23 protein-coding genes, 1 tRNA gene and 2 pseudogenes are annotated in these 26,415 nt (G+C 40.0%); 15 read left to right on the top strand and 11 right to left on the bottom strand.

Annotated elements, in window-relative coordinates:
• Nucleotides 1-136: pseudogene (locus FTU34_RS17810) on the bottom strand (hypothetical protein); the annotation flags it as partial.
• A 132-nt stretch (nt 137-268) separates the two neighbouring features.
• Nucleotides 269-1,000 (bottom strand): annotated as a pseudogene (locus FTU34_RS01560) (MBL fold metallo-hydrolase); the annotation flags it as partial.
• 372 nt (nt 1,001-1,372) lie between these two features.
• Between FTU34_RS01560 and FTU34_RS01555 the strand changes: the two are divergent.
• On the top strand, nt 1,373-1,747 hold the full coding sequence (locus FTU34_RS01555; protein WP_078192151.1) for a diacylglycerol kinase: 375 nt from the start codon (nt 1,373-1,375) through the stop codon (nt 1,745-1,747).
• A gap of 141 nt (nt 1,748-1,888) precedes the next feature.
• Here FTU34_RS01555 and FTU34_RS01550 read toward each other — a convergent pair whose 3' ends face one another.
• Nucleotides 1,889-3,493, bottom strand: a complete 1,605-nt coding sequence (locus tag FTU34_RS01550; RefSeq protein ID WP_078192152.1) for an isocitrate lyase — start codon at nt 3,491-3,493, stop codon at nt 1,889-1,891.
• 684 nt (nt 3,494-4,177) lie between these two features.
• Between FTU34_RS01550 and FTU34_RS01545 the strand changes: the two genes are divergently transcribed.
• The 4 genes from FTU34_RS01545 to FTU34_RS01530 all read left to right on the top strand — a co-directional run bounded on the left by FTU34_RS01545 (nt 4,178) and on the right by FTU34_RS01530 (nt 8,569).
• Nucleotides 4,178-5,170 (top strand): LysR family transcriptional regulator, encoded by a 993-nt coding sequence (locus FTU34_RS01545; protein ID WP_078191331.1) that lies wholly within the window; start codon nt 4,178-4,180, stop codon nt 5,168-5,170.
• A 129-nt stretch (nt 5,171-5,299) separates the two neighbouring features.
• The gene (locus FTU34_RS01540; protein WP_180023248.1) at nt 5,300-6,628 is read left to right on the top strand and encodes a hemolysin family protein; all 1,329 of its coding nucleotides are present in this window, start codon (nt 5,300-5,302) and stop codon (nt 6,626-6,628) included.
• A 54-nt stretch (nt 6,629-6,682) separates the two neighbouring features.
• On the top strand, nt 6,683-6,961 hold the full coding sequence (locus FTU34_RS01535) for a hypothetical protein (RefSeq protein WP_078191333.1): 279 nt from the start codon (nt 6,683-6,685) through the stop codon (nt 6,959-6,961).
• 267 nt (nt 6,962-7,228) lie between these two features.
• The gene (locus FTU34_RS01530) at nt 7,229-8,569 is read left to right on the top strand and encodes a CitMHS family transporter (protein WP_180034438.1); all 1,341 of its coding nucleotides are present in this window, start codon (nt 7,229-7,231) and stop codon (nt 8,567-8,569) included.
• Nucleotides 8,570-8,667: 98 nt separating this feature from the next.
• Here the strand turns inward: FTU34_RS01530 and FTU34_RS01525 are convergent, their stop codons facing one another.
• Nucleotides 8,668-9,174: a hypothetical protein gene (locus tag FTU34_RS01525; RefSeq protein ID WP_078191335.1), complete on the bottom strand. Its 507-nt coding sequence runs from the start codon at nt 9,172-9,174 to the stop codon at nt 8,668-8,670.
• A gap of 195 nt (nt 9,175-9,369) precedes the next feature.
• Between FTU34_RS01525 and FTU34_RS01520 the strand changes: the two genes are divergently transcribed.
• Entirely contained in the window at nt 9,370-10,104 is a 735-nt protein-coding gene (locus FTU34_RS01520; RefSeq protein WP_180034439.1) for a hypothetical protein, read from the top strand.
• 169 nt (nt 10,105-10,273) lie between these two features.
• Nucleotides 10,274-10,359 (top strand) — tRNA-Leu (locus FTU34_RS01515).
• A gap of 818 nt (nt 10,360-11,177) precedes the next feature.
• On the opposite strand, the gene FTU34_RS01510 is transcribed toward FTU34_RS01515, so the two are convergent.
• The 4 genes from FTU34_RS01510 to rlmE all read right to left on the bottom strand — a co-directional run bounded on the left by FTU34_RS01510 (nt 11,178) and on the right by rlmE (nt 15,232).
• Nucleotides 11,178-11,492 carry a DUF5713 family protein gene (locus FTU34_RS01510; RefSeq protein WP_078191338.1) on the bottom strand — a complete coding sequence of 105 codons (315 nt, stop codon included), beginning with the start codon at nt 11,490-11,492 and terminating at the stop codon, nt 11,178-11,180.
• A gap of 87 nt (nt 11,493-11,579) precedes the next feature.
• On the bottom strand, nt 11,580-12,434 hold the full coding sequence (folP, locus tag FTU34_RS01505) for a dihydropteroate synthase (RefSeq protein ID WP_078192158.1): 855 nt from the start codon (nt 12,432-12,434) through the stop codon (nt 11,580-11,582).
• Between the two features lie 112 nt (nt 12,435-12,546).
• Complete coding sequence (ftsH, locus tag FTU34_RS01500; RefSeq protein ID WP_078191443.1) at nt 12,547-14,445, bottom strand: ATP-dependent zinc metalloprotease FtsH; 1,899 nt, start codon at nt 14,443-14,445, stop codon at nt 12,547-12,549.
• Between the two features lie 136 nt (nt 14,446-14,581).
• Nucleotides 14,582-15,232, bottom strand: coding sequence for a 23S rRNA (uridine(2552)-2'-O)-methyltransferase RlmE (gene rlmE / locus FTU34_RS01495; protein WP_078192159.1), 651 nt, complete (start codon nt 15,230-15,232; stop codon nt 14,582-14,584).
• Nucleotides 15,233-15,427: 195 nt separating this feature from the next.
• On the opposite strand from rlmE, the gene FTU34_RS01490 reads away from it, so the two are divergent.
• Nucleotides 15,428-15,751 carry a YhbY family RNA-binding protein gene (locus tag FTU34_RS01490; RefSeq protein ID WP_078191340.1) on the top strand — a complete coding sequence of 108 codons (324 nt, stop codon included), beginning with the start codon at nt 15,428-15,430 and terminating at the stop codon, nt 15,749-15,751.
• Between the two features lie 6 nt (nt 15,752-15,757).
• Nucleotides 15,758-16,297 carry a DOMON-like domain-containing protein gene (locus tag FTU34_RS01485; RefSeq protein ID WP_180034440.1) on the top strand — a complete coding sequence of 180 codons (540 nt, stop codon included), beginning with the start codon at nt 15,758-15,760 and terminating at the stop codon, nt 16,295-16,297.
• A 239-nt stretch (nt 16,298-16,536) separates the two neighbouring features.
• On the opposite strand, the gene FTU34_RS01480 is transcribed toward FTU34_RS01485, so the two are convergent.
• A complete protein-coding gene (locus FTU34_RS01480) occupies nt 16,537-17,022 on the bottom strand; it encodes a hypothetical protein (RefSeq protein WP_180023242.1) in 486 nt (161 codons plus the stop codon).
• Nucleotides 17,023-17,331: 309 nt separating this feature from the next.
• On the opposite strand from FTU34_RS01480, the gene carA reads away from it, so the two are divergent.
• The 3 genes from carA (at nt 17,332) to greA (ending at nt 22,302) form a co-directional block, all read left to right on the top strand.
• Nucleotides 17,332-18,474 carry a glutamine-hydrolyzing carbamoyl-phosphate synthase small subunit gene (gene carA, locus FTU34_RS01475; protein WP_078192162.1) on the top strand — a complete coding sequence of 381 codons (1,143 nt, stop codon included), beginning with the start codon at nt 17,332-17,334 and terminating at the stop codon, nt 18,472-18,474.
• Between the two features lie 13 nt (nt 18,475-18,487).
• Nucleotides 18,488-21,718 carry a carbamoyl-phosphate synthase large subunit gene (carB, locus tag FTU34_RS01470; protein WP_180034441.1) on the top strand — a complete coding sequence of 1,077 codons (3,231 nt, stop codon included), beginning with the start codon at nt 18,488-18,490 and terminating at the stop codon, nt 21,716-21,718.
• Nucleotides 21,719-21,825: 107 nt separating this feature from the next.
• The gene (gene greA / locus FTU34_RS01465; protein WP_078192164.1) at nt 21,826-22,302 is read left to right on the top strand and encodes a transcription elongation factor GreA; all 477 of its coding nucleotides are present in this window, start codon (nt 21,826-21,828) and stop codon (nt 22,300-22,302) included.
• A 79-nt stretch (nt 22,303-22,381) separates the two neighbouring features.
• On the opposite strand, the gene FTU34_RS01460 is transcribed toward greA, so the two are convergent.
• Nucleotides 22,382-22,969 (bottom strand): TetR/AcrR family transcriptional regulator, encoded by a 588-nt coding sequence (locus tag FTU34_RS01460; protein WP_078192165.1) that lies wholly within the window; start codon nt 22,967-22,969, stop codon nt 22,382-22,384.
• A gap of 141 nt (nt 22,970-23,110) precedes the next feature.
• Between FTU34_RS01460 and FTU34_RS01455 the strand changes: the two genes are divergently transcribed.
• Together FTU34_RS01455 and FTU34_RS01450 are read left to right on the top strand one after the other, a co-directional pair.
• The gene (locus FTU34_RS01455; RefSeq protein WP_078192166.1) at nt 23,111-23,515 is read left to right on the top strand and encodes a RidA family protein; all 405 of its coding nucleotides are present in this window, start codon (nt 23,111-23,113) and stop codon (nt 23,513-23,515) included.
• Nucleotides 23,516-23,616: 101 nt separating this feature from the next.
• The gene (locus tag FTU34_RS01450; RefSeq protein WP_180034442.1) at nt 23,617-24,234 is read left to right on the top strand and encodes a CatB-related O-acetyltransferase; all 618 of its coding nucleotides are present in this window, start codon (nt 23,617-23,619) and stop codon (nt 24,232-24,234) included.
• On the opposite strand, the gene FTU34_RS01445 is transcribed toward FTU34_RS01450, so the two are convergent.
• Complete coding sequence (locus tag FTU34_RS01445) at nt 24,218-25,624, bottom strand: P-loop NTPase fold protein (RefSeq protein ID WP_180034443.1); 1,407 nt, start codon at nt 25,622-25,624, stop codon at nt 24,218-24,220. The two genes, FTU34_RS01450 and FTU34_RS01445, sit on opposite strands and share 17 nt — an antisense overlap.
• 159 nt (nt 25,625-25,783) lie before the next feature.
• Here FTU34_RS01445 and FTU34_RS01440 point away from each other — a divergent pair, with 159 nt between their 5' ends.
• Nucleotides 25,784-26,365, top strand: coding sequence for a hypothetical protein (locus FTU34_RS01440; protein ID WP_257226185.1), 582 nt, complete (start codon nt 25,784-25,786; stop codon nt 26,363-26,365).
• Nucleotides 26,366-26,415 lie beyond the last annotated feature (50 nt).

The following is a 26,415-nucleotide window of genomic DNA, read 5'->3' as shown; positions in this document are numbered from 1 at the left end:
GTGTCGGAGCTGTCGGAGCTGTCGGAGCTGTCGGAGCTGTCGGAGCTGTCGGAGCTGTCGGAGCTGTCGGAGCTGTCGGAGCTGTCGGAGCTGTCGGAGCTGTCGGAGCTGTCGGAGCTGTCGGAGCTGTCGGAGCTAAATTTAGCGGGTTCCAACGGAACTGACCATCATTGATTTCACTTATTTTACCAATACCAGGAAATGGTAAATGTGCAAATGCAACAAACGTTTGCTCTTGAGCGAAACGTTTAAAAATTGCTAAACGAGTTTCACTGGCTTTGACCGGATCGACATCAAAATCAACAGATAACTTGGGTTGTTCAAACTGTAAATGATACGAATGAACCACATCACCGAGGATAGCAAAACTTTTAGCTTGCGACTTTAAGATAAAAGAATAATGCCCTGGTGTATGCCCAACACTCGGTAGTACTTCTAATCCATTAATCACAGAACCAACGCTAAAAGTCTTAAAACTCCGCATGGTCTGATAAGGCGCAATCGCAGCTTTAATTTTTGCAACGGTTGCTAAATAACCGTCACGTTTTTCGGCAGCTAAAGTGTTGACGGTGCTTTCACTTAACCAATACTGACTTTCTTGTTCATTGACGTAAACCGTTGCATTCGGAAACACGGCCTTACCTTGTTTCGCAATGCCACATGCATGATCTGGATGTAAATGGGTTAAGAAAACACTGCGTACACGATTAAGCTTATAGCCGGCCGCTTCAATGTTTTGTGCAATAGAACCTAAGTTTGGTCCAAAACAACTGGCTGCACCACTATCGACAAGACTGATGCCGCCTTGTCCATCATCAATCAGATAGGCATTGACACTGGTTTGTATACCTTTACTCTGATCAACCGCAAGCTTTTGAAATAAGGCACTGACTTCTTCTGGAGTTAAATTTTGTTTAAACAAATCAGGACTTAATTCGAGTGTCCCATCTTTTAAAGCAATGACTTTATATGCACCCACTTGGAAAGGATAAAATCCCATGGGCTGTGTCACATTCGTTTTGATTTCCGTTTGAATAACTGCCGGCTCTGCACTGACAAACTGGCTGGTTAAAAGTGTTGCTGCAAGCACAGCAAAACTAAAGTTTTTCATTGTTGACCTATATCACTTTTATTATTTCATGCAATGAAGCAAAGGCTTCAAAATTAAAAATTTTAAACGCTTGTATTGTGCCTGAAATTCAGGCAAATTTTAAGTCTAATACTGGATAAACATAGCACTAACTTAATACAGGCTTATGTAAATCATCCTAAACTTTAATGCTCAATAAAATAAAAACTGAATGCAAGAAAACTTTAAGCTTGGCATGCTATATTTTCGCCAGTTTTTAAATCTATACGTCTGTACAGTGCTATGAGTGAAATTTCCCCGTTTAAAGGTAAATCTGGACTTAAACGAATTTTTAATGCAACGCAATATTCCCTCGACGGATTCAAAGCTGCTTATCAAAATGAAGCTGCATTTCGACAAATTGTCTGGATGAATATTGTGCTTATTCCCACCAGTTGCTTACTCGATGTGAGTCGTGTTGAACATGTCCTTATGGTAGTGGTGTGTTTATTTGCCTTAATTGTTGAGTTATTCAATTCTGCTATTGAAGCCGTGGTCGACCGGGTATCTCTAGACAAGCATCCACTTTCTAAAATTGCCAAAGATATGGGAAGTGCCGCTCAATTCGTCGCTTTAGCAATTATTTTTTTTACTTGGTTAATTATCCTTTTGCCTTAAATAAAGGGGGTCTCATTATATTTGCAGGGTTATGCCCTGCTTTTTTATATCGACACACTTCAATAAATGGATTTAAGAAGATTTTAAAGCCATAAAAAAACCCAGCTTTCGCTGGGCTTTTTTTTCGAATCAGTTCAATGCTTAGTGAGCAGCGAATTGGTTCATTGTGTTTTTCGCATCGTCACCCGCTTTAAGCGCGTTGTCACCAGCGAAGATTTCTTTGTGGTCGTCACCAATGTCTGAACCAGCCATTGCTTGGTGTTTCACACATGCAATACCACCGCGGATTTCTTTACGTTGTACGCCAGCAACATAAGCCAACATACCTTCAGAACCGAAGTAACCTTGAGCAAGTTCATGTGTAGAAAGCGCAGCTGTGTGGTAAGTCGGAAGTGTGATCAAGTGATGGAACACACCTGCTTCACGAGAAGCATCTGCTTGGAATGTACGAACTTTTTCGTCAGCTTCAGCAGCTAATTCAGAGTTATCGTACTCAGCGCTCATTAATTTAGCGCGGTCGTATGCAGATACGTCTTTACCTTCAGCAACCCAACGATCGTACGCTTGTTGACGGAAGTTTAATGTCCAGTTGAATGATGGAGAGTTGTTATAAACAAGTTTCGCATTTGGAACAACTTCACGTACACGGTTAACCATGTGAGCAATTTCTTCAACGTTTGGAGTCGCAGTTTCGATCCAAAGAAGGTCAGCACCATTTTGAAGGCTAGATACACAGTCAAGTACAACGCGGTCGATTTGCGTGTCTGGACGGAACTGGTACAAGCCAGAAGCAAGACGTTTTGGACGGTGAAGTTTACCGTTACGCTTGATTAGGATTTCGTCTTCTTGAGCTTCTGAAATGTCAATTTCAGTTGTGTCTAAGTAGCTGATGTATTGAGAAGCGATGTCGCCTGGCTCTTTAACCACTGGGATTTTTTGAGTCAAGTCAGCGCCTTCAGAGTCAGTACGAGCAACGATGATACCATCATCAAGACCCATTTCTAAGAATGCATAGCGAAGAGCGTGGATTTTCGCGATGAAGTCTTCGTGTGGAACTGTAACTTTACCAGCTTGGTGACCACATTGTTTAGCGTCAGATACTTGGTTTTCGATTTGTAGTGCACAAGCACCCGCTTCGATCATTTTCTTAGCTAGTAAGTAAGTCGCTTCTTCGTTACCGAAACCAGCGTCGATGTCCGCAATAATTGGCACAACGTGAGTTTGGAAGTTGTCGATTTGAGCAGTGATTTCTGCAGCTTTAGCAGTATCACCTGCTTCGTTTGCTTTTTTAAGCGCACGGAATAAGTCGTTTAATTCTTTCGCATCAGCTTGGCGAAGGAAAGTGTAGATTTCTTCGATCAATGCAGGAACTGAAGTTTTTTCGTGCATAGATTGGTCAGGAAGTGGACCGAATTCTGAACGAAGAGCTGCAACCATCCAACCAGAAAGGTAGATATAACGACGTTCAGTTGTACCGAAGTATTTTTTGTTCGCAATCATTTTTTGTTGTGCGATAAAACCGTGCCAGCAACCTAATGATTGAGTGTATTTGCTAGAATCAGCATCATAAGCAGCCATATCACGACGCATAATTGCAGCTGTATATTTCGCAATGTCTAAACCAGTTTTGAAACGGTTTTGCATTTGCATACGTGCAGCATCTTCTGGGCTAATATCGCGCCAAGTGCTTCCGAATTTTGCTTTTAATTCACGGATTGCATCAATCGCTGTTAAGTATGTAGACATGATATGTTCCTGTAATAATATTAGGATTTTTCTGCAACGTAAGGCTAAAATCATACCCTCGAATGATTGCTCAGATTTAGAACACTTCGTTGCGATAGACACAGAGTAGATTGACTAATAAAATTAATCCAATATTCTGCATTAATTTTCAGTATTTATTTAAAAAATATGTAGATTAAAGTCGTATTATAATAATTAACCAATATTCAGAAGTATTTGTATTTAAATAATTTTATCAATAAATTAGGCTGATTTTTTTGTCTATTTTACAAACACTCTGATGAATTATTCTTCATTAGACTTAAGTCGACTGAGCATTCACTTTTAAAAAAAACAGCATTTTTTACGCCATTTTTGCCCAAATTTACCGAGCTAAATACTTGGTTATTCTGTCTTCAAATGATCATGCAAATGAGATATTTCATCTAATTTTTTTGTTTTATGAACATCGCATCACATAAACAAAATTGCTCCGTATTTTTATTTCATTCACTTTAAAAATATCGGTCTAAACAGGTAATAAGTATTTAAGAAGTATGTGCTACGACTTCAGCAAATTTGTCTTAAAACTGCTGAATTTTAGTACAAAAGTACACGTCATTTTTTCATCCATTTTTTACACAAGCCTTAGTAGTTATGGCATAATCAGATAAATTTCATGATTTTATTGTCGGTATTTATTTTATGAATCTGGAGCGGGTCGATCTCAATCTATTAATTTATCTTGATGTACTTCTTCGTGAAAAAAATGTGACTCGTGCTGCCGAGCAACTGGGTGTAACTCAGCCCGCGATGAGTAATATTTTACGTCGTCTACGCAACTTATTTAATGATCCACTTCTTATTCGTTCTTCAGAAGGTATGACACCTACAGAACGTGCGCTTGAATTACAGCCACGTATCCGTGATGCACTTTCTGACCTTTCGATGATTTTGGAACCCCGTACCGAGTTCCGCCCTTACACCTCAAATCGTGTCTTCCGCATCATGACTTCAGATTATGCTGAAGCAACACTGGTGCCGCGCCTAGTAAAAGCTTTGCGCTCAGAAGCACCCAATGTGGTTCTCGATTTTTTAACGCCTAGTGATGTGTCTTATCGAGATATGGAACAAGGTAAAGTCGACTTGGCCATTAACCGCTTTAATGAAATTCCGCAAAGTTTCCACCAAGTTTTGGTCTGGCGTGACAGTTTTTCATGCCTTTTAAATGCCAAGCACCCTGCTGCAAATAATTTAAACCTGAAAAGCTATCTGGATGCACAACACATTTGGGTGTCTAAAACAGGTATGGGTGTCGGTTTTGGTGTCAACCCAGAAAAACAAGCAGGTCTAGGTTGGATTGATCAAGCCTTAGAACGTATTGGCCAAAAACGTAAAATTTCAGTTTTCACCCGTCATTATCAAATGCCGGGCTTATTGGCATCGAATGTTGACTTGGTTGCAACTCTGCCAAGCCGTATTGCTCGCCTTCAAGCTAAAAGTCAAAACCTATTACTTCGTGATCCTCCATTCTATATTCCTGAATTTGAATTAAAAATGGCGTGGTGTCCTTTACTTCATCATCACCCTGCTCATCGCTGGTTACGTCAACTTATTTTGTATGTTGCACGTCAAATGATTGAAGAAGAAAACCGCGAATACTTAATGAATAACTCTCAGTTTTCACAGTATCAGTAATTAATTCTTTAATTCCTTATTAATTCAAACGTATACTGTCACTATATAGGTAGTAGTTAAGACTACTACCTTGCCCATTTTTGTGTTAGAAATACAGAAAAATAGAATGAATCACAAACAGGTGTATTCGTGAGCCTTTTCCAAAATATTGTCATTATTATTCTCCTGATCGTCGGTGCAGGTTTTCTTTCATTAACAGAAATTGCCCTTGCGGGTGCACGAAAAGTAAAACTTAAAATTTTGGCTGAATCTGGAGATTCACGTGCACAACGTGTGCTTGACTTACAAGCCAACTCAGCAGACTTTTTCGCCGCATCACAAATTGGCTTAAATGCCGTGGCAATTCTTGGCGGTATTTTGGGTGAAGGTGCTTTTCGTCCTTATTTCATTAGCTTAGTCACTCGTTTTTATCAGGGCCCGTGGACTGAAACTATCGGTTTCACTCTGTCGTTTACTTTAGTCACATCCTTATTCATTCTATTTGCTGATTTGATGCCAAAACGTTTGGCGATGATTGCACCTGAAAAAATTGCCGTTGCTGTTGTAGACCCGATTCAAATCTTTATTAAGGTGTGTAAGCCAATGGCGTGGGTGATTAATGCCATTGCCAATTTGTTGTTTCGTTTATTCAAAGTGAATACAACACGTGATGACAATATTACCTTTGACGACATTTCAGCCGTGATGGATGCCGGTGCTCAAGCTGGTGTACTTCAAAAGCAAGAACACCACTTTATTGAAAACGTATTTGAGCTGGAAGAACGTAACGTCCCTTCAAGTATGACTACACGTGAAAACGTGGTGTACTTTACCCTAAAAGAATCAGAAGCCAGTATTCGTCAAAAACTCGCTGAATTTCCATATTCGAAGTTTTTGGTCTGTAGTGAAAATATTGATGACGTGATTGGCTATGTAGATGCCAAAGATATTTTGGTTCGTATCCTCAACAATCAGTCACTTTTACAACTCAACGAAAATACTATTCGTAATGTTCTCACGATTCCAGATACCTTAACACTGTCTGAATTACTCGATCGTTTCCGTTCAACCAAAGAAAAATTTGCCGTTGTAATTAACGAATATGCATTGGTTGTTGGCGTTATTACCCTCTCCGACATTATGATTACCGTGATGGGCGACTGGGTAACACCGATTGAAGCAGAACAACAAATTATTAAACGTGATGCAGATTCTTGGCTTATCGATGGCAGTACACCAATTGAAGATTTAAAGCATGCCCTCGCTTTAGATGAAATGCCCGATGAAGAAAACTATGAAACCCTTGCGGGCTTTATGATGTTTAAACTGCGTAAAATTCCACGTCCAGCTGACTTTGTTACTTATCATGGCTACAAATTTGAAGTTGTTGATGTAGACCACTTTAAAATTGACCAATTATTAGTGACCCGCTTACAACAGACTGAAACTGAACTTGATACACCAGAAGAATCGGATTAATTCGATTCTTCTTTTTTCTAAAACAATAAAATATAAATACGATGGAATACGAAGATGTCTTTTTCACTTAAAGCGATTTTGACTTGCTTTAGTTTTTATACTGGGGCTTATCTAATCTATTATTTTTTCAAAGCTCATCCACAACCTTTATTTCTATTGCTCGGTGTTGCACTGATCGTCACTGCTTGGTTTTTAACGCCTTATCCTTATGAACGTGGCAGACAACAATATGACGAAACCATGCGTTTTGGTCTGTTTTTTTATAATCCCTTAATTTTTTGGTTCCGATTTTTTAGTTGGCCGATTCGGACCCTACTGTCTATTTTTGCTTAAGTGCAATTATTGTGATCAAACTGGATCTACACCGCACTTACAGTTCTCTACAGATGTTGAATATATGTAAACAGACCACTTTTTTTGAATAAAAATTAAAATAAATCGAAAAATCGGCCTTCCTTAATACCTTCATTATTAATGACTATTTTTCATCAAAATAGTGATGTATTTCACATTTTCTCACCTTTGTTTTGACTGATGAAATTTCTCTTTATGCTCTGCCCTTGGATTTAAAAACAGCTTTATATTTCAAAGGAATGAACCATGTTAACCGTACTCGGTTTGGGCATGATCTTGTGTTTTATGTATTTGATCATGTCGAAACGCTTAAGCCCACTTGTCGCACTGACTTTAATTCCCCTACTTTTTGCCTTGATTGCGTGGTTACTTGGTTTTTATTTTGACAGCTTGTCACACATACAAATAAATGAAATTGGCGACATGATGATTGAAGGTGTAAAAAAACTTGCACCGACTGGCATCATGCTGCTTTTTGCGATTCTGTATTTTGCCATCATGATTGATACAGGTTTGTTCGACCCTTCGGTGAAATTTATTTTAAAAATGGTCAAAGGTGATCCCTTAAAAGTCGTTCTTGGAACCATTACCCTGACGTTAATTGTCTCTTTGGATGGAGATGGTTCTACAACATATATGATCTGTGTTGCGGCCATGCTGCCACTCTATATGCGCTTAGGTATGAGCCCACTGATTATGGCATGTTTGATTATGCTCTCTAGCGGCATTATGAACCTTACGCCATGGGGTGGGCCTACAGCCCGCGCCGCCAGCGCACTTCATGTCGACCCAAGTGATGTTTTTGTTCCGATGGTTTTACCGATGTTATTTGCCATCGGCTGGTTGTATTTCTTAGGAACGATGTATGGTCGCATGGAAAGAAAGCGTCTAGGAATTGTCCAATTGGATATCAGCCATGGTGAAAACATTCAAATCTCAGATAATCCAGAAGCCAACCGCGCAGATCTACGTTGGTTTAATGCACTGTTAACCGTCGTTCTGATGATTTGTCTGGTTTTTAGTATTTTACCTATGCCTATTTTATTCATGGTGGCTTTATGTATTGCGCTAGTCGTCAACTACAAAAATGTCGACTTGCAGAAAAAGTTAATCGCACATCATGCAGGTAGTGCTTTAAACGTGGTCGGCATTATTTTTGCTGCAGGTATTTTTACCGGAATTTTAGCTGGAACAGGCATGGTAGAAGCCATGTCCAAACAACTTGTGGCAATTATCCCTGAAAGTATGGGTCCCTATTTAGCACCGATTACCGCTGTCATCAGTATGCCGATGACTTTCTTTATGTCGAATGATGCTTTCTATTTTGGGGTTTTACCAATTCTTTCCGATGCAGCAGCTCATTATGGAATTGCACCTGTAGAAATGGCACGTGCCTCCATCGTAGGGCAACCTGTACACCTACTCTCTCCACTTGTCCCTTCGACCTATTTACTCTGTGGACTTGCGGGTATCGAGTTTGGACAACATCAGAAATTTACCATTATCTGGGCTGTAATCACGTGTTTTGTCATGTTAGCAGCAGGTCTGATCTTTGGAATGTTTCCATTTTATTCGAGCTTAACTTAAAAAGTTAAAGATAAAAAAAGCACCATCAAGTGCTTTTTTTATGCTTAACAATAAATGAACTAGCCAGTGTTTTACACTCACAGGTTCATTTGTAGTGATTAATGCTTTGAAATTAATGCTTCTAGAACTGCTTCATAATGAATACGAATGTCATCTTCTAAAATTTTATAGACATTGTCGAATTGCACCATTGGCCAGCCTTCTTTCCAAAATGGGAAAATATTATGCAGGTCATGAGTCACCGTTGCGTCTTCACGTACAATCGCTTGTGCAACTTGCGACAATACTTGTGCAGTTTCAGCACCATCAATCGCTAAATAATCGATACCACGAACTTTCAAAATACGGATACGATCTTTTTTGTAGCGGATTTTTTTACTTTGGCCTTCATTTAAGCCTAAAGCCAAAGTCACAGCTTCAACAAATTTATCTTCAAATGCTTGATTTAATTTCACCAAAGCTTGTTTGTGTGCTTCTTGACGACCAGCTTTTCCCCCACTACGAATCACTTCATTTGCTTCAGTATTTAAAACATCTGATTTCATCGACTGAAGAATGTCTAGAATTTCGATATCGCTTAATGTTTCAGGAGAGTGATCAGTCATAAACTGCCTATAAAAACTTAATATTCAATAAGTATGTATTTTCGCATAAAAGCAGCATGAAAACTGCGACCTTCGCTATAGAAATTGCGTTTTCTCTTATAATGTTCAGATATACAACATGATTTAGAAAAAAATTATGTCAAAAATATCGAAATCAACTATATTACTTTCACGCTTTAATACTAACGTCACAATATGGCTCAAAAGAAACAGGCTGCACTTTACCTTCAACAACTGAAACAGCAATATCCAGCAGCCTTTAAACATAATTATTTATTTTATAGCCAACTGAAAACTCAAGGCATTTTAGACGAACTCAAAGAACTCATTCCTTGGGTTTTGGCGGCGATGATTTTTATTTCTTTGAGCATGAGTATTGGTCATGCAGTGCAACTGTATTTTCCAGAAATGAGTGAGTTTCGAGCTCATGGTATTGCTGTATTAAGTATTATGCTGTTTTTCATGCTGGTTGTGCCTTTAGTTATCAAGCAAATCAAACACAGTTCGATGTCACTGTATCAAAGTTTGAAGAATACGCCGTTCAGACTTGCGATCGTGATTTTATTACAGTTACTCAATATCGCCTTTTTACAAAGTACCTTCGTTCAATCTGTATTGTTCTTTTTCGCCATGAGTTTCGGCTTTGTGCGTTTTTATAAAGAAAATCTATTCAAAGATGGAAGTAACACGCAAGAATACTATTTTCTACAAGAGACACGTCGTATTGCTTATTGGTCGTATAAACAAATGCTTAAAGCAAAATTACGTTTGACACTCAGTAATCCAAATCAAGTAAATCATAAACAGTTATCTGAGCGCTTTACCCATTTCCAAAATTTACACATACAAATGCTGCACCAGGAAAATCAGCTGTGTAAAAAGCTAAAGCACCAAAATGTTGAACATTATCTTGATGAGCTAATGAAATAAGTTAGCATTGATATAGTGCAAAAAACTTTCAATTACTGCTCAAAAAGTCATTCAATACATCACTAGTTTTGAATATTTTCAACTTATATGCATGAATTGATTGATTTTAAAACAAACACCATCAAATACACTTGCCAAGCTTCATTTCGTCCTCTATTATTGCGCACATGCCCGAGTGGTGAAATCGGTAGACACAGGGGATTTAAAATCCCCCGCCCACAAAGCGTGCCAGTTCGAGTCTGGCCTCGGGCACCATTCTTATACTTCTAAGATTGGTGCAATAAAAGATCCAGCAATTTGCTGGTTTTTTTTATGCCTAAAATTTATAAATCTATTATTATTCAATGCCAATACCTTCAGATTTTAATCTCCCTGCACTACAACTTAAGCATCCCGATGCCTTTTATCAACGGCTGCTGTTTGCGCAATTCAAAATTATCAATCTAACGCCCACTGCACCCGTTTTAATCTTTAGCTTTTGCCTGATACTTTTAATCTCGCTTGGCAGCGCTGTACTTGGCCAGATACTATCAACGGCACTTTCAATTCACGACACAAACATGGCGTTTAATCTTGGTATATTGATTATTCTTCCTTTGATCTATTGCTATATCTGGTATGCACATTATCAAGCACGTTTTAGCAGCAAGTCCGCAGTTTAACGCCTGCAAATACAACTATATCTCCTTGGCGGATTCACACTTATCCTCGCTATTAACTTTAAGTATCTACAAACAGATGTATTAAACCTCATCAGTCTCTGTGGACTTTTTTTCAGTCTGTTTTTATGTGTATTTACTGAATTATTTTATAAACCTGAAAGCAGCGCCATTGAACGAGTAAAACTACAAAAGCTTCGCCAACTGGCATTTTGGTCTTATCAACAATCTTTAAAACAAAAAGAACATCAATCGTATGTCTACGCCCTACACTTACAAGCCATGCATGAAGAACAAAAACTATCAGCATCGATCAAATCATCGTTTAAAGATTTTATAGACAAAGCTAAATAATTTTTTAAATCCCTAGACACAAAAAAGCCCTGTCACTACAGGGCTTTTTTTAAAGTTCAATTACCATTCTCGGTTAGCAACTAACTCTTCCATTTCAATATCCATATGGCCTTCGTCTTGCAGCACCATCATCATGGCTTCTGCAATATAATCTGCAGCCGTATCATCCAAAGACGAATCTAAATCTTCAAATTGAGGTTTCATCTTATTGAGCTGTGCAACCGTTTCATTGGCAAAATGGTAGATATCAGTTGAACTTAAATCTGCTTTTGCGATTTTCTTCGCAAATTGAACAACCAATAACTTCACCTCTGCAACCAACACATCTGGGTAATATTCATCATCAAACATGGGTAGCAGTAAATCTGCAAACATACGAAACTCTATCACAAAACATTCAGGGCGCTTATATAACACAAATACTACAATTCACCAAATTTATTGGGATTCAGTATTTTCAAATCACACTGCATTCTGCATGGCTTGCCAAACACGAATCGCATTTACCGTCGCTTTGACATCATGTGCGCGAACCATACATGCACCTTGTTGAATGCTGAGTAAATGCGCTGCAACCGAGCCTACAGCGCGATTTTGTGCATCTGCACCGCCAAGTGCTTCACCGATAAAACGCTTACGTGATAATGCAGACAGGATCGGATAGCCCATGTTATTCAATTGATAGAATTGCTGTAAAAGCTTTAAGTTTTGCTGCGCATTTTTAGCAAAACCAAAACCCGGATCAATCATAATATTTTCTGCACGGACGCCTGCGTCCAATGCATCTTGCACACGTTGCTTTAATTCATCGATGACGTCAGCAACGACATCTTGATACTGATCTAGATTATTCATCGTGGTGGGTTCTCCACGCATATGCATAATGATCACTGGAATATCCAGTTTTGCAGCGGTTTCTAAGGCATTCGGCCGAGTTAATGCACGTACATCATTCCAGATATGCGCACCTGCTTGAACCGCTGCCTCAATCACCTCAGGTTGCGAGGTATCGATAGAAATCACCACATTGTGTTTGGATAATGCTTCAACGACGGGTACGACCCGTCGAATTTCTTCTTCAACCTCAACAACAGATGCACCCGGACGTGTTGACTCACCACCGACATCAATCACTGTCGCGCCATCCACTATCATTTGTAAGGCATGTGCTATAGCTTGGTCTTTACCATTATGTTTGCCACCATCACTAAAAGAGTCCGGTGTGACATTTAAAATCCCCATCACATGTGGCTCTGACAAATCTAATTGCAAATTACCACAGTTTAAAATTTTATTAGGCAAAGACACCAACTTCATAGTACACATCCCAGATTTTGCTGCGCTTATTTTAACGCTAAGTTTGCTCAGCATTGCGCTCACATGCATTTATTTTCATATAAAAAAACCACCCGAAGGTGGTTTTAAAATTTTATGCTTTTGGCAATGACGGTAATGGTGGTGGAACATCTGGACCATCCGTTGGTGTAACATCAATCACTGGATTTTCAGCGATGTACACTTTTGGTGGTTGAGGTTCACGACCTTCCATAATGTCACGGATTTGATCACGATCAATGGTTTCCCATTCAAGCAATGCTTTCACCATGGCATGTGCGATATCTTTGTTATTTTCAAGAATATCGCGTGCAACTTTATATTGTTCATCTAAAATGCGGCGAACTTCACGGTCAACTTCAAGCTGCGTTGCTTCAGAAATCACACGACTTCCTAAACCACCCATGAATGACTGCTGTGAATCATCTTCGTAAACCATGACGCCCATTTTATCGGACATACCGTATTTAGTAACCATTGCTCGTGCCATTTTCGTTGCACGTTCAAAGTCATTTGAAGCACCAGTCGACATTTGGTTAATGAAGACTTCTTCTGCAATACGACCACCAAACAAAATTGAAAGTTCATTCAACATTTTGTCTTTGTAATGGCTGGTTTGGTCATGTTCAGGCAACTGCCAAGTCACACCCAGTGCCCAACCACGCGGCATAATTGTCACTTTATGCACAGGGTCTGTACCCGGCAATATTTCAGCAACAATTGCATGACCTGCTTCATGATAAGCCGTCGCACGACGTTCTTCTTCGCGAATCACCATCGATTTACGTTCAGGACCCATGTAAAGCTTATCTTTTGCATCTTCAAAGTCATGCATATCGACCGTATTCTTGTTACGACGTGCAGCAAACAGTGCCGCTTCGTTTACAAGGTTAGCCAACTGTGCACCCGAGAAGCCCGGTGTACCACGTGCTAAGACTTTGACATCTACACCAGTCACAGAAGGTAATTTTTTCAAATGTACATTCAGGATTTGCTCACGACCTTTAATATCAGGTAGAGACACCATCACTTGACGGTCAAAACGACCTGGACGAAGTAAAGCTTTATCCAATACGTCAGCACGGTTTGTTGCAGCAATGACGATAATACCTTCGTTGCCTTCAAAACCATCCATTTCAACCAACATTTGGTTTAATGTTTGCTCACGCTCATCATTACCACCACCTGTACCTGAACCACGGTGACGACCAACGGCATCGATCTCATCGATGAAAATGATACATGGTGCATGACGCTTTGCTTGTTCAAACATGTCACGGACACGAGACGCACCCACACCCACGAACATTTCAACAAAGTCAGAACCCGAAATACTAAAGAACGGTACTTTCGCTTCACCCGCAATCGCTTTAGCAAGTAAAGTTTTACCCGTACCCGGAGGACCAACCATAAGCACGCCTTTTGGAATGCTTGCACCAAGTCGTTTGAACTTAGATGGATCTTTTAGGAAGTCAACGATTTCAACAACTTCTTGTTTAGCTTCATCACAGCCCGCAACATCAGTAAATGTCACTTTGATTTGGTCTTCAGACAGCATTTTTGCTTTTGACTTACCAAAACTCATTGGGCCATTCTTACCACCAGCTCCACCACCCATGTTACGCATAAAGAACATGAATAACAGAATGATTAAAAGAACAGGGAAACTTGCAATCAGAAGTTGCATCAAAATACTTTGACGCTGTGGCGCTGTACCTTCAACAACAACATTGTTCTTGATTAGGTTCGGCATAAGTTCAGGATCTTGAACCGCAGGACGGATACTTTCAAACTCAGAACCGTTTGATTTTTCGCCACGAATTCTTTCGCCATCAATGGTGACTTGTTTAATCTGACCCGCATTTACGGCTGCCACGAACTCAGAATAGTTCATCGCGGTCGGTTGATTGCGGTCACTGACGTTGCTGAAGATTAAAACCAGCACGCCTAGGATAACCAGCCACAACACGGCATTCTTAAAAAGATCGCTCAAAGCTTTATTCCCATTTCTATCTAATTCGTTCAATCCCATTTATATGGGTGACTCTAATACTTACGCTGCAGAGTAGCTTCGCAATAATTTAAAAACGTACAAAATGCACAATTTTTAACGAGTTGGCAAGTAAACTTTACTTGAAAGCTTTCTTACGTCCCTGCCCGATTAAAAACACTTCTTTAGATCGAGCACGTGAAGCCGCCGGTTTTGCTGTTTTCAGCACATCAAATGTGTCTACAACTTGCTTACGGTATTCATCAAATCCAACACCTTGGAACACTTTAACAACAAATTGTCCATTTGGTCCAAGAACCTTTTGAGCAAAGTCGATTGCTAATTCACAAAGATAGATCTGACGCGGTTGATCTACAGCCTTATTACCTGATGTATTGGGGGCCATATCTGAAATTACAACGTCTACAGTACGTCCATCTAAAATTTTTAACAATTCATCGAACACTTCTTGTTCACGAAAGTCACCTTGTAAGAAGGTCACATCGGGTAAAGCATCCATTGGTAAAATATCTGAAGCAATAACCAAACCTTTGTCGCCAACAAGTTTACCGGCAATTTGCGACCAACTACCTGGTGCAGCACCTAAGTCGACAACGGTCATGCCTGGCTTGATCAATTTGTATTTTTCTTGAATTTCAAGCAATTTATAAGCGGCACGCGCACGATATCCTTCCTTTTGTGCTTTTTTCACAAAGGGGTCATCAAGATGCTCACGCATCCAGTCACGACTACTTTTGGATAATTTCTGGTTAGTAATGCGGGTAGCCATAACTCTCTAAATAAAAAAAACTTCTCAGTCTTGATTGTACGTGAAATTCAGCACTTTTGCAGTAGACATGTGTATCTAAAAAGCATCTTAAATCATGTTTTTTTCAATAATCTTCATCGAGAAAATGCCGATTAAATACAGCGCTTCAACTTTGATTTTGCTATACTAGGTCGTTTTTAAAATTAGGTTATATTTATGGCGGCTTTATCTATTCAAGAACGTAAACGCTTACGTCAAATTGGTCACACCCTAAACCCAGTTGTAATGGTTGCGGACAAAGGCTTATCAGAAAGCGTTGTTGAAGAATTAAACCGTGCGTTAAACGACCATGAGTTAATTAAAGTGAAAGTTGTGGCAGAAGACCGTGAAGCTCGTGCTGCAATGATTACTGAAATTGCGACTGTTTCAGGTTCTGAAGTTGTTCAAACGATTGGTAAGATTGCTTTGATTTACCGCAAAGCGGCAAAACAAAATGCAAAACTGTCTAACCTTGTTCGCTACGCACACCTGTCTAACTAAGCATTTATGGCAAGTTTCGAACTCAGCGCTTTTGATCGTCGCTTTCAGGCTGTATCAGTCGTTGGTGCTATCGAACAACAAAGCCCATATACTTTAAATGTGGGTTATTGGATTCGAGACCCAAACCAACTGATTCAATGGCCAGAACTGGTATCAGCTCACCCACGAATCGATTTTTTGTGGGAACAGACCTGCTTAGAAGTTTTTATTGGTGTACGCAACGAAGACTTTTATCGTGAAATCAACCTCTCCCCTTCACAAGCTTGGCAGGTTTACCAGTTTGAAGAATATCGCTATCCAGAAGATATGCCGCCACAAGCTGCTTACGATATCGAACTGAATCAATTGAAACGGACGCACTATGGCTTAAATGTCAGTCTTGATCTGACAGAATTTATGCTGAAGTACAAACTTAAATGGGAAGATCTCTATATTGGTCTAACTGCTGTACTGAAAACCCCTCAAGGTGAACAGTACTATGCCATGCAGCATAGTAGTCCAAATGCTGACTTTCACAACAAACGTGATTGGCTACATCAGTTCTAAACTTTTTAACGTTTTGATCTTCGATAAAAAGCAAAAGTACGATCTTTTGCTTTTTTATTGCCTGCTTATTTTTAAATAACTGCTTTGGACTTAAATGTACTATTCACAATAAGGGAGCCATTAATGGCTCCCTTATGCATATATAGCGTTAACTTTAAGTTTAATTCGCTCTCACCCAATCCAGCTCCCTGGAATGACTAGATTTAGCTTAAGCGCTTTAAAATTCATGTCATTCACAATTAACTTTTAAGATCTGTGGTTTGATCCGTAACATCAGCTTTCAGTGGTGAAACTTTTTTCCACGCTTCTAAAGTATGTTCCTTAGAACGCTTAAATGTTTCTGTTAGATGATCTTTGTGTTTTCCTGAAATTTGGGTCACATCTTCTTTCAGCTCTTTTCCAAGTTTTGAAAGATCATCAATAACCGTATTAAACTCAGTTTTCACAAATTCTTTGAGTTCACTAAAATCTTTTTGCGATGAACCAAATTGAACTTTTAGCTGATCAAGTTTATTCAACACATCTTGCTTCAACTGACGCAATTGATCTTGCACACTGGCATTCAACTGCTTTGCCTCTGCTCCGATCTTTTCTTTGCTTTCAGTGACCGCTTCTGTGGCTTGGACACTCGCTTCTTTTGCAACTTGTTCAAGCTTTTCAGCACCTTCGATAACGACTTCTTTCAGGGAGGATTTAGCCGCTGTTTGTTTTTGTTGTGTTGCCATGACTTTGTACCTATAGTTTTTGCTGACCGAACCACAATAGCGCTTATTGATAAATTTTAATTTATGATTTGTCTGACAATAATTAATTGCTTACATTTTTCTACGATTTTGCAAAACCAAACTTTATTCTAAAATGCAAGCGCTTTATCTGCTTTATTCCTAATATTTACAATGGACTTTCAGTGGCTTTCTGCGTATAATGCCGTGTTAAGTTCAAGCGAGCAGATGTAAGGAGGGTAGGTTTTTAAGCAGCCTTCCTTTTTTTTCGTCTTCTCGCTTTTTTACAGCCTAAATTTCAGGAGCTTTGGTTTGAGCACCCCAGCAATTTTAGCCCTTGCCGATGGTACTATTTTTAAAGGTACTTCAATTGGCGCATCGGGTAGTACGACTGGTGAAGTCGTTTTCAACACTGCCATGACTGGCTATCAAGAAATTTTGACTGACCCAAGTTATGCACAACAACTTGTGACCCTAACTTACCCACATATCGGTAACACAGGTTGTAATGATGAAGACGCTGAGTCAGGTCGAATTCATAAAGTATGGGCCAACGGATTGATCATTCGTGACCTACCTTTATTGCATAGCAACTTCCGTGCTGAGCAATCACTAAGTGATTACCTTAAACAACACAATGTTGTTGCTATCGCAGATATTGATACTCGTAAATTAACGCGTATTCTGCGATCAAAAGGTGCGCAAAACGGTTGTATCCTTGCTGGTGAAAATGCAACTGAAGAAGAAGCGTTAGCTAAAGCACGTGCTTTTGGTGGTCTTAATGGTTTAGACCTTGCAAAAGAATGCTGTGATCCGACCGGTTTCGAGTGGACTGAAGGCTCTTGGGCGCTTGGTAAAGGTTTCGCTCAACCAGAACTTAAATTCCATGTTGTAGCATACGATTACGGTGTCAAAACCAACATCTTACGTATGCTCGCAGACCGCGGTTGTAAATTGACTGTCGTGCCTGCGCAAACTCCTGCTGCTGATGTACTTGCGCTGAATCCAGATGGCGTGTTCTTATCGAACGGTCCCGGCGATCCAGCAGCATGTGATTACGCAATTGAAGCTGTAAAAACAATTGTAGAAGACGCACGTAATGTACCTGTATTCGGTATTTGCTTAGGTCACCAAATTCTTGCACTTGCATCAGGTGCAAAAACTGTGAAAATGCCTCACGGTCACCACGGTGCTAACCATCCTGTACAAAACTTAGAAAATGGTACAGTGATGATTACTTCTCAAAACCACGGCTTCGCAGTGGATGCAGAAACTCTTCCTGCAAACTTGAAAGCTACGCACAAATCGCTGTTCGACCAAACCCTTCAAGGGATTCATCGTACAGACAAACCTGCGTTCAGTTTCCAAGGTCACCCAGAAGCAAGCCCTGGTCCACATGACTGCGCACCACTGTTCGATCATTTCATCGAACTTATCGAAGCATCTAAGAAGTAATTAAGGAAGCATCATGGCTAAACGTACAGACATTAAAAGCATCTTAATTATTGGTGCTGGTCCGATTGTGATCGGTCAGGCATGTGAGTTTGACTACTCAGGTGCGCAAGCATGTAAAGCCCTTCGTGAAGAAGGGTACCGTGTTATTTTGGTGAACTCTAACCCAGCGACCATTATGACTGACCCTGCGATGGCAGACGCAACTTACATCGAGCCGATCACTTGGCAAACTGTTGCAGCGATCATTGAGAAAGAACGCCCAGATGCAGTTCTTCCAACAATGGGTGGTCAAACTGCATTGAACTGTGCCCTCGCCCTTGATGAGCACGGCATTTTAGAAAAATACAATGTTGAATTGATCGGTGCGACTAAAGAAGCAATTGAAAAAGCCGAAGACCGTAAACTCTTCGACCAAGCAATGCGTAAAATTGGTCTTGAATGTCCAAAAGCTGACATCGCTGAATCAATGGAAGAAGCGTTAGAAATTCAAGCACGCTTCGGTTTCCCTGTGATTATCCGTCCATCATTTACGATGGGTGGTTCAGGCGGTGGTATCGCATACAACAAAGAAGAATTTATCGAGATCTGTGAACGCGGTTTCGACCTTTCTCCTACTCACCAACTTTTAATTGATGAATCATTGATTGGTTGGAAAGAGTACGAAATGGAAGTTGTTCGTGACAAAAACGACAACTGTATCATTGTATGTACCATTGAAAACTTTGACCCAATGGGCGTGCACACAGGTGACTCAATCACTGTTGCCCCTGCACAAACATTAACAGACAAAGAATTCCAACTTTTACGTAATGCCTCTTTAGCAGTACTTCGTGAAATTGGTGTAGAAACGGGTGGTTCGAACGTTCAGTTCGGTATTAACCCGAAAGATGGCCGTATGGTTGTGATCGAGATGAACCCTCGTGTTTCTCGTTCATCTGCTTTGGCATCTAAAGCAACCGGTTTCCCAATTGCAAAAATTGCAGCGAAATTGGCAGTCGGTTATACCCTTGATGAACTGAAAAATGACATCACTGGCGGTACAACTCCTGCATCATTCGAACCTGCGATTGACTATGTTGTGACTAAGATTCCTCGTTTCAACTTCGAGAAATTCCCACAAGCTGATGCAACTTTAACTACACAGATGAAATCTGTGGGTGAAGTCATGGCAATTGGCCGTAACTTCCAAGAGTCAGTACAAAAAGCGCTTCGTGGTCTTGAAGTGGGTGCTGCTGGCTTTGATGAAAAAATCGAAGTGGGTACTGAAGGTGCGAAAGAGAAAATCCTTCAAGAACTTAAAGTGCCTGGTCCTGAGCGTATTTGGTACGTTGGCGATGCATTCCGTCATGGTTTCACGTTAGATGAAGTGTTCGCTGCGACGAATATTGACCGTTGGTTCTTGATCCAAATCGAAGACATCATCAAAACTGAAGAGAAAATCAAATCTTTAGGTTTTGGTGACTTAAACGCTGACAACATCCGTTCGTTCAAACGCAAAGGTTTATCTGACCTTCGCATTGCGGACTTGATGGGCATTTCACAAAAACAATTCCGTAAACACCGCTGGAACTTGGGCGTAACTCCAGTTTACAAACGTGTAGATACATGTGCGGCTGAATTCGAATCTGATACAGCTTACATGTACTCAACTTACGATGAAGAATGTGAAGCAAACCCATCGAACCGTGACAAAATCATGGTCATCGGTGGTGGTCCTAACCGTATTGGTCAAGGTATCGAGTTCGATTACTGCTGTGTACACGCTGCCCTTGCAATGCGTGATGACGGCTATGAAACCATCATGGTGAACTGTAACCCTGAAACGGTTTCTACAGATTACGACACATCAGATCGTTTGTACTTCGAACCAATTACTTTGGAAGATGTACTTGAAATCGTGCGTATCGAGAAGCCTAAAGGCATTATCGTTCAGTACGGCGGTCAAACTCCGCTTAAATTGGCTCGTGCTTTAGAAGAAGCTGGTGCGCCAATTATTGGTACATCACCTGACGCGATTGACCGTGCAGAAGACCGTGAACGTTTCCAACAAATGATTCAACGTCTACAACTTCGTCAACCAAACAACAGCATCGTAAAATCTGCTGAAGAAGGTATGGCTGAAGCAGCAAAAGTTGGCTACCCACTTGTGGTACGTCCATCTTATGTACTTGGTGGCCGTGCGATGGAAATCGTGTACAACGACGAAGAATTGAAACGTTACTTACGTGATGCGGTTCAAGCATCGAACGAAGCACCTGTACTTCTTGACCACTTCCTAGATGACGCGATTGAAGTTGACGTGGACTGCGTATCTGACGGTAAAGACGTTGTGATCGGCGGTATCATGCAGCACATCGAACAAGCTGGTATTCACTCAGGTGACTCAGCATGTTCTATTCCTCCTTACTCTTTATCTAAAGAAGTTCAGGACGAAATGCGCCGTCAAACCATCGCTATGGCGAAAGAGCTTGGCGTAATTGGTTTAATGAACGTACAGTTTGCTGTTAAAGGCACTGACGTATACATTCTAGAAGTGAACCCACGTGCATCACGTACTGTTCCATTCGTATCTAAGTGCATTGGTGAATCTTTAGCGAAAGTTGCTGCGCGTTGTATGGCTGGTCAATCTTTAGAATCTCAAGGATTCACTACAGAGATTATTCCTGAACACTTCTCTGTAAAAGAAGCAGTGTTCCCATTCAACAAATTCCCTGGTGTTGACCCAATTCTTGGCCCTGAGATGAAATCTACAGGCGAAGTGATGGGTGTAGGCAAAACATTTGGTGAAGCGTTCTATAAAGCTGTGTTAGGCTCTAATGACCGTTTACCTGGCCTACCAACAGAAGGCGAAGTTAAACATGCATTCTTATCTGTTCGTCATTCTGACAAGCCTCGTGCTGTTGGTATTGCGAAACAGCTAACAGATCTTGGCTTCAAAGTCATCGCTACTGGCGGTACTTATGATGTGATTAAAGATGCTGGTATTGAATGTGAACGTGTGAACAAAGTGACTGAAGGCCGTCCTAATATCGTAGACCGCTTGAAAAATGGCGAAGTTCAGCTCATTATCAATACAACTGAAGGCAAACAGGCTCAAGAAGATTCATTCTCGATCCGCCGCTCTGCATTACAAGGTAAAGTGTATTACACAACTACCCTTAACGGTGCTGATGCAGTATGCCAAGCTTTAGCAATCAAATTGCCAATGGATGTATACCGCTTACAAGACCTTACTAAAGGTTAATTAAGTTACCGAGAAGTCCCGCCACCTCTCGGTGGCGGGCTTTTTTTCATTTCTAGGTCAGTAAAAATTTTACTGATTTTTTCTTTTTACAAACATGAGGGACAACAATGCAACGTTATCCTATGACTCCCGAAGGCAAAATTGCCCTAGAGAAAGAATTACAGCAACTTAAAAGTGTTGATCGTCCACGTATTACTGCAGCAATTGCTGAAGCGCGTGAACATGGGGATTTGAAAGAAAACGCTGAATACCACGCTGCTCGCGAGCAACAAGGTTTCTGTGAAGGCCGTATCCAAGATATCGAAGGTAAATTGGGTGCTTGCCAAGTGATTGATGTTAAATCACTTGAGCAAAATGGCCGTGTGGTTTTCGGTGTGACAGTGACCATTGAAAACTTAGATACTGAAGAACAAAAGACTTATAAAATCGTTGGTGATGACGAAGCAGATTTTAAAATCAACAAAATCTCTGTGAACTCTCCAATTGCGCGTGGTCTTTTGGGTAAAAACGAAGGCGACGATGTAAAAATCAACACACCACAAGGTGAAGTTGAGTATGAAATTTCTAAAGTTGAATATCTTTAATTCATTAAGATAAGCAATTTTAAGCCCCTCTTTTGAGGGGTTTTTTATATTCAGACAATTGATTATCAACAACCCCACTCTATCCTTCTTTTAACAATCCTGACGCAAAGACTTGAAAGGCATGTAATGCTTCTGGGAGTGCCTGTTCAGGATGCTCACTGGAGGCGACCCAAAGTGCGGCATTCATGGCAGCGCCATTTAAAAATACGGCAGCCGCTTCAGGATCTACTGCTTTAATTCGATCTACTGCCAATAACTGTTGTACGCACTCACGGGTAGACTGCAAACATTTGTTTTGACTGGGCCAATGTGCAGGATCTCCCAATACAGCTGGCCCATCACGCAGTACAATACGCTGAAATTCAGGATTCAAAGCATTTTCAATATAGGCTTGCCCTTCAAGCATCAGCCCTTCCCAAAGATCTTCAGGCTGCTCCAGATGCTGCTGGGCAGATGAAGCCATTTCTGAATCAATTTGATCGACCACAGCAGCAAATAAGCCCCGTTTGTCGCCAAAATGATGGTACAGCGCGCCACGTGTCAGCCCCGCGTCTGCCGTGAGTTTATCCATGGACGTGTCTGCATAACCATACTCAGCAAATGCACGACGTGCCACTTCAATCAGTTTCTTGCGGGTTGCCGCCATTTTTTGTTCACGAACAGACATTGCTTTGCTTACCTCATCCTTACCAAAATTTTAATTGACATACGGCCCGTATGTCAATTATGTTTACATACGAAGCGTATGTGAAAACTTATGCCGTTTTTAAAAATATTTTTTTAAATTTAACATTAAGCGAGAATAGTCATGACAAGAACTGCAATATTTCCCCAAGATCGGCATGCTTTGTATGAACAGCATGGTTACTCGGCTGCCATCAAATCGGAAGATTTACTCTTTGTATCAGGTCAGGTTGGTAGCCGTGAGGATGGTTCTCCTGAACCTGATTTTGAGAAACAGGTAGAACGGGCTTTTGAAAACCTGGCTGCAACATTGGCAGCTGCTGGTTGTACTTTTGATGATATCGTTGATGTCACCACCTTTCATACTGATCCTGAACAGCAATTTGAAAGCATTATGAAAGTCAAAAATCAGGTATTTACCCAAAAGCCTTATCCGAACTGGACAGCGATTGGTGTGAATTGGCTGGCGGGTTTTGATTTTGAAATTAAGGTCATTGCCCGTATTCCTCAACAATCTAAAACCACCTAAAAACTTAGTTTTGCCATCAGTTCATTTGTGGAATTGGATTGTTCACCAGCGTAAAGATCTATTCGGTATAATGGCACATTCCCTATTTTTGTATCCCAGTTATGTCTGAAAAATTGATTAATTCACCTGTCAATCATTGGTGTGAATTTGAGTTCATCTCTAAAACAGTGAAGAACCCAAATATTCACATCAAAGGTAATTATTCATATTATTCTGCATATTGGGATCAAGGTTTTGAGCGCTGTGTGGTGCGTTATCTGCATGATAAACCTGCGACTCTAGAGAAGCCGATAGACCAGCTACATATCGGTAATTTTGTCTGTTTTGGCGCAGAATGCGTGATTATGATGGGCGGTAACCAACTCCACCGCACTGACTGGATTTCAGCATTTCCGTTCGATACACGCAGTTTTGTACCTGCTGGCGACACAGTCATTGGTGATGGCTGCTGGATCGGCTCACGTGCGATGATTATGCAAGGTGTGACTCTTGGTGAAGGTGCTGTGGTGGCTACAGGCGCGGTGGTGACTAAAGATGTGCCACCTTATGCAGTTGTCGGCGGTGTACCTGCTCAAATTATTAAATATCGCTTTTCTGAAGAAGATATCAAAAAACTGCTTTCCCTTAAGCTTTATGACTTAGATGAAAAGCAGTTTTTAAAGATGCGGGAGCAGTTGCAGACGGATGATGTTGATACATTAATCAAATATCTAGATTAAATCCCGATTCAACATAGTTTTTCCAATCGATTATAAAATCATCGGAGTGTTTTAATTTCTGGATAGCAAAGGGAGTATAAGTTTCAAGCATATACAATTCTTTGGCATCTTGTTGTCCCACTGATACATATTTTTCATTCAATGTTACTTGTTTATTATATAAATTTCCTATATGAAATTCATCAATGAAATATTCAGTTCGTAGTTTACTGATAATAATATTTCCAAGAAATTTACTATCACTAAAAGACAAATTAAGTTTTTCAACTAACTTACTTAAAACTAAACGAAATATTTTCAAATCTTTTGAAAATTCCACACCAAATACAAACGCAATTAATATTAGGTTTTTTCTAAAATCATTAGTTTTCAAAATAGCATATTGATTAATTTTTCTTTTTAATTCACGTGAGTTGAAGTTTTTATAATTTTGTAATGCTAATACCCAAAAAAAGAATTCATTTAAAGCTTCTTTATGCTCCATCTCACCAATTCTATAAAGCTCTTCCTTCAATACATTTTCATAGTTAATATAAGCTTCCAAATTTGGAAATTTAATTGTTAAATCTATAAATTTTTCAAAATAATCAGCTGTTATCTCTGCTTCATAACCATAAAAATTCTGAACTGACTGTGATAATTGTGGCTTATTCATCACCAAAACAAAAACAATTTTAGGAATATCAAAGAAATGTTTAACCCTTTCAATTAATCGTATCGCAAAATCAGGCCGACAACGATCTAACTCATCAATAATAAAAACTAAAGGTTTATCTAATTTTCCAGCTAATTCAGCAAGTTCTCTCTGAAAGTCATGAATTGTTTGTTTCTCAACTTGATGATTCTCTATTTTCTTTTCGATTTTCTCCTTAACTTTTGCAGCTATTTCCTCACTTGCTGTGTCATACAACTCTTTTCCTTCTTCATATACCTCTTTAAATGCTTCTCCAGCTCCACCCAAGCCAATCAAATGCATCCCAGCTTTAGCTGCAATCATTGGTATAATAGCAGCCAACGATATTAAAACTGAAGCAGTCTTAGCATTAAAATCTTTAATTTCATTATCATCAATTTCTTCTGATTCTTTAAAAGTTTGACTTATTTCAGCGGCAATCGTTAAAAAAGGATCTTCCAAATAATCATTTGCAAACGCATCCAAATAAATCACGTTATGCTGAGTATCATCTAAATGTTTCGCCCAGTTACGAACAAACCATGTTTTGCCCTCTCCCCATCGTGCATCTAAGGCAAGAACAGCCCCACAATTTAAGCGGTCAACATAGTTGGTGAGTTGCTCTCCTAAACGGCGGCGATCCCAAAGATCACCCTCCCATGCAGTTTCAATATTCTCAAAATTATCTTTAGCCCAGTTTAATTGATTATCCATCATTTCTATTTATATTCATCAAGTTAACTATGTATTGAGTATAGCAGTAGCGCTATAAATTAACATTTAACCCATAAGCATCTCGTAACTTGTCATAGCCTTTTCCTCAAATTCAGACTATAAAGAACTCATAAAATAAAAAGACCCCACTTTTCAGGATGAATGATGACGAGAACCACTCAATTCTCAGGCATATTTATACTTGCCCTGCTGGCAGCAGTCGTCGCAACTTTTTGCGATGCGATTCATGTCTATACCCAGACGCTTAGTTATCCCAACCCATTATTTTTCCATCAGGCTTGGTGGGTATTCCCCGGCTTTTTTATTGCCTTTGCTTTCATGGCATTTAGCTATATTCAACTTACACAACTACTTAAACACTATGTAATGACTCAGCTCAGTTGCCATCACGATGGTACAGCTCCATTAGTTGAGGCTTTAGTACTCTTTGCGATTGTCTACATACTCAGTGGTTTTGGTAACTTCCACCCTGAAGCATTGTGCTGGATTTTCTATATTAGCTTTTTTATTCGCTGGTTATTTAGCTATGAGCGTACATGGCTACTGATATTAGCCATTATGCTTGCCATTGGCGGCACGTTCTTTGAAGGACTATTGACTGAGTTTGCTTTAGTTAAATATCGCCATGAAGATATTTACAATGTGCCGTATTGGCTCGGTGGCTTATATATGCATGGCGCATTTGCCTTACGTGCAGGTATGCGTCGTTTTGTTTATCGTTAATTTTTTAAATTTGGAAAATTGAGACATAAAAAAAGACCACTCAATCGGAG

Origin of the sequence: Acinetobacter sp. YH12094 (assembly GCF_013419295.1) — a bacterium.
Lineage (GTDB): Bacteria > Pseudomonadota > Gammaproteobacteria > Pseudomonadales > Moraxellaceae > Acinetobacter > Acinetobacter amyesii.
The sequence above is the reverse complement of the archived record's forward strand: the minus strand, read 5'-3'. Positions and strand labels throughout refer to the sequence as shown.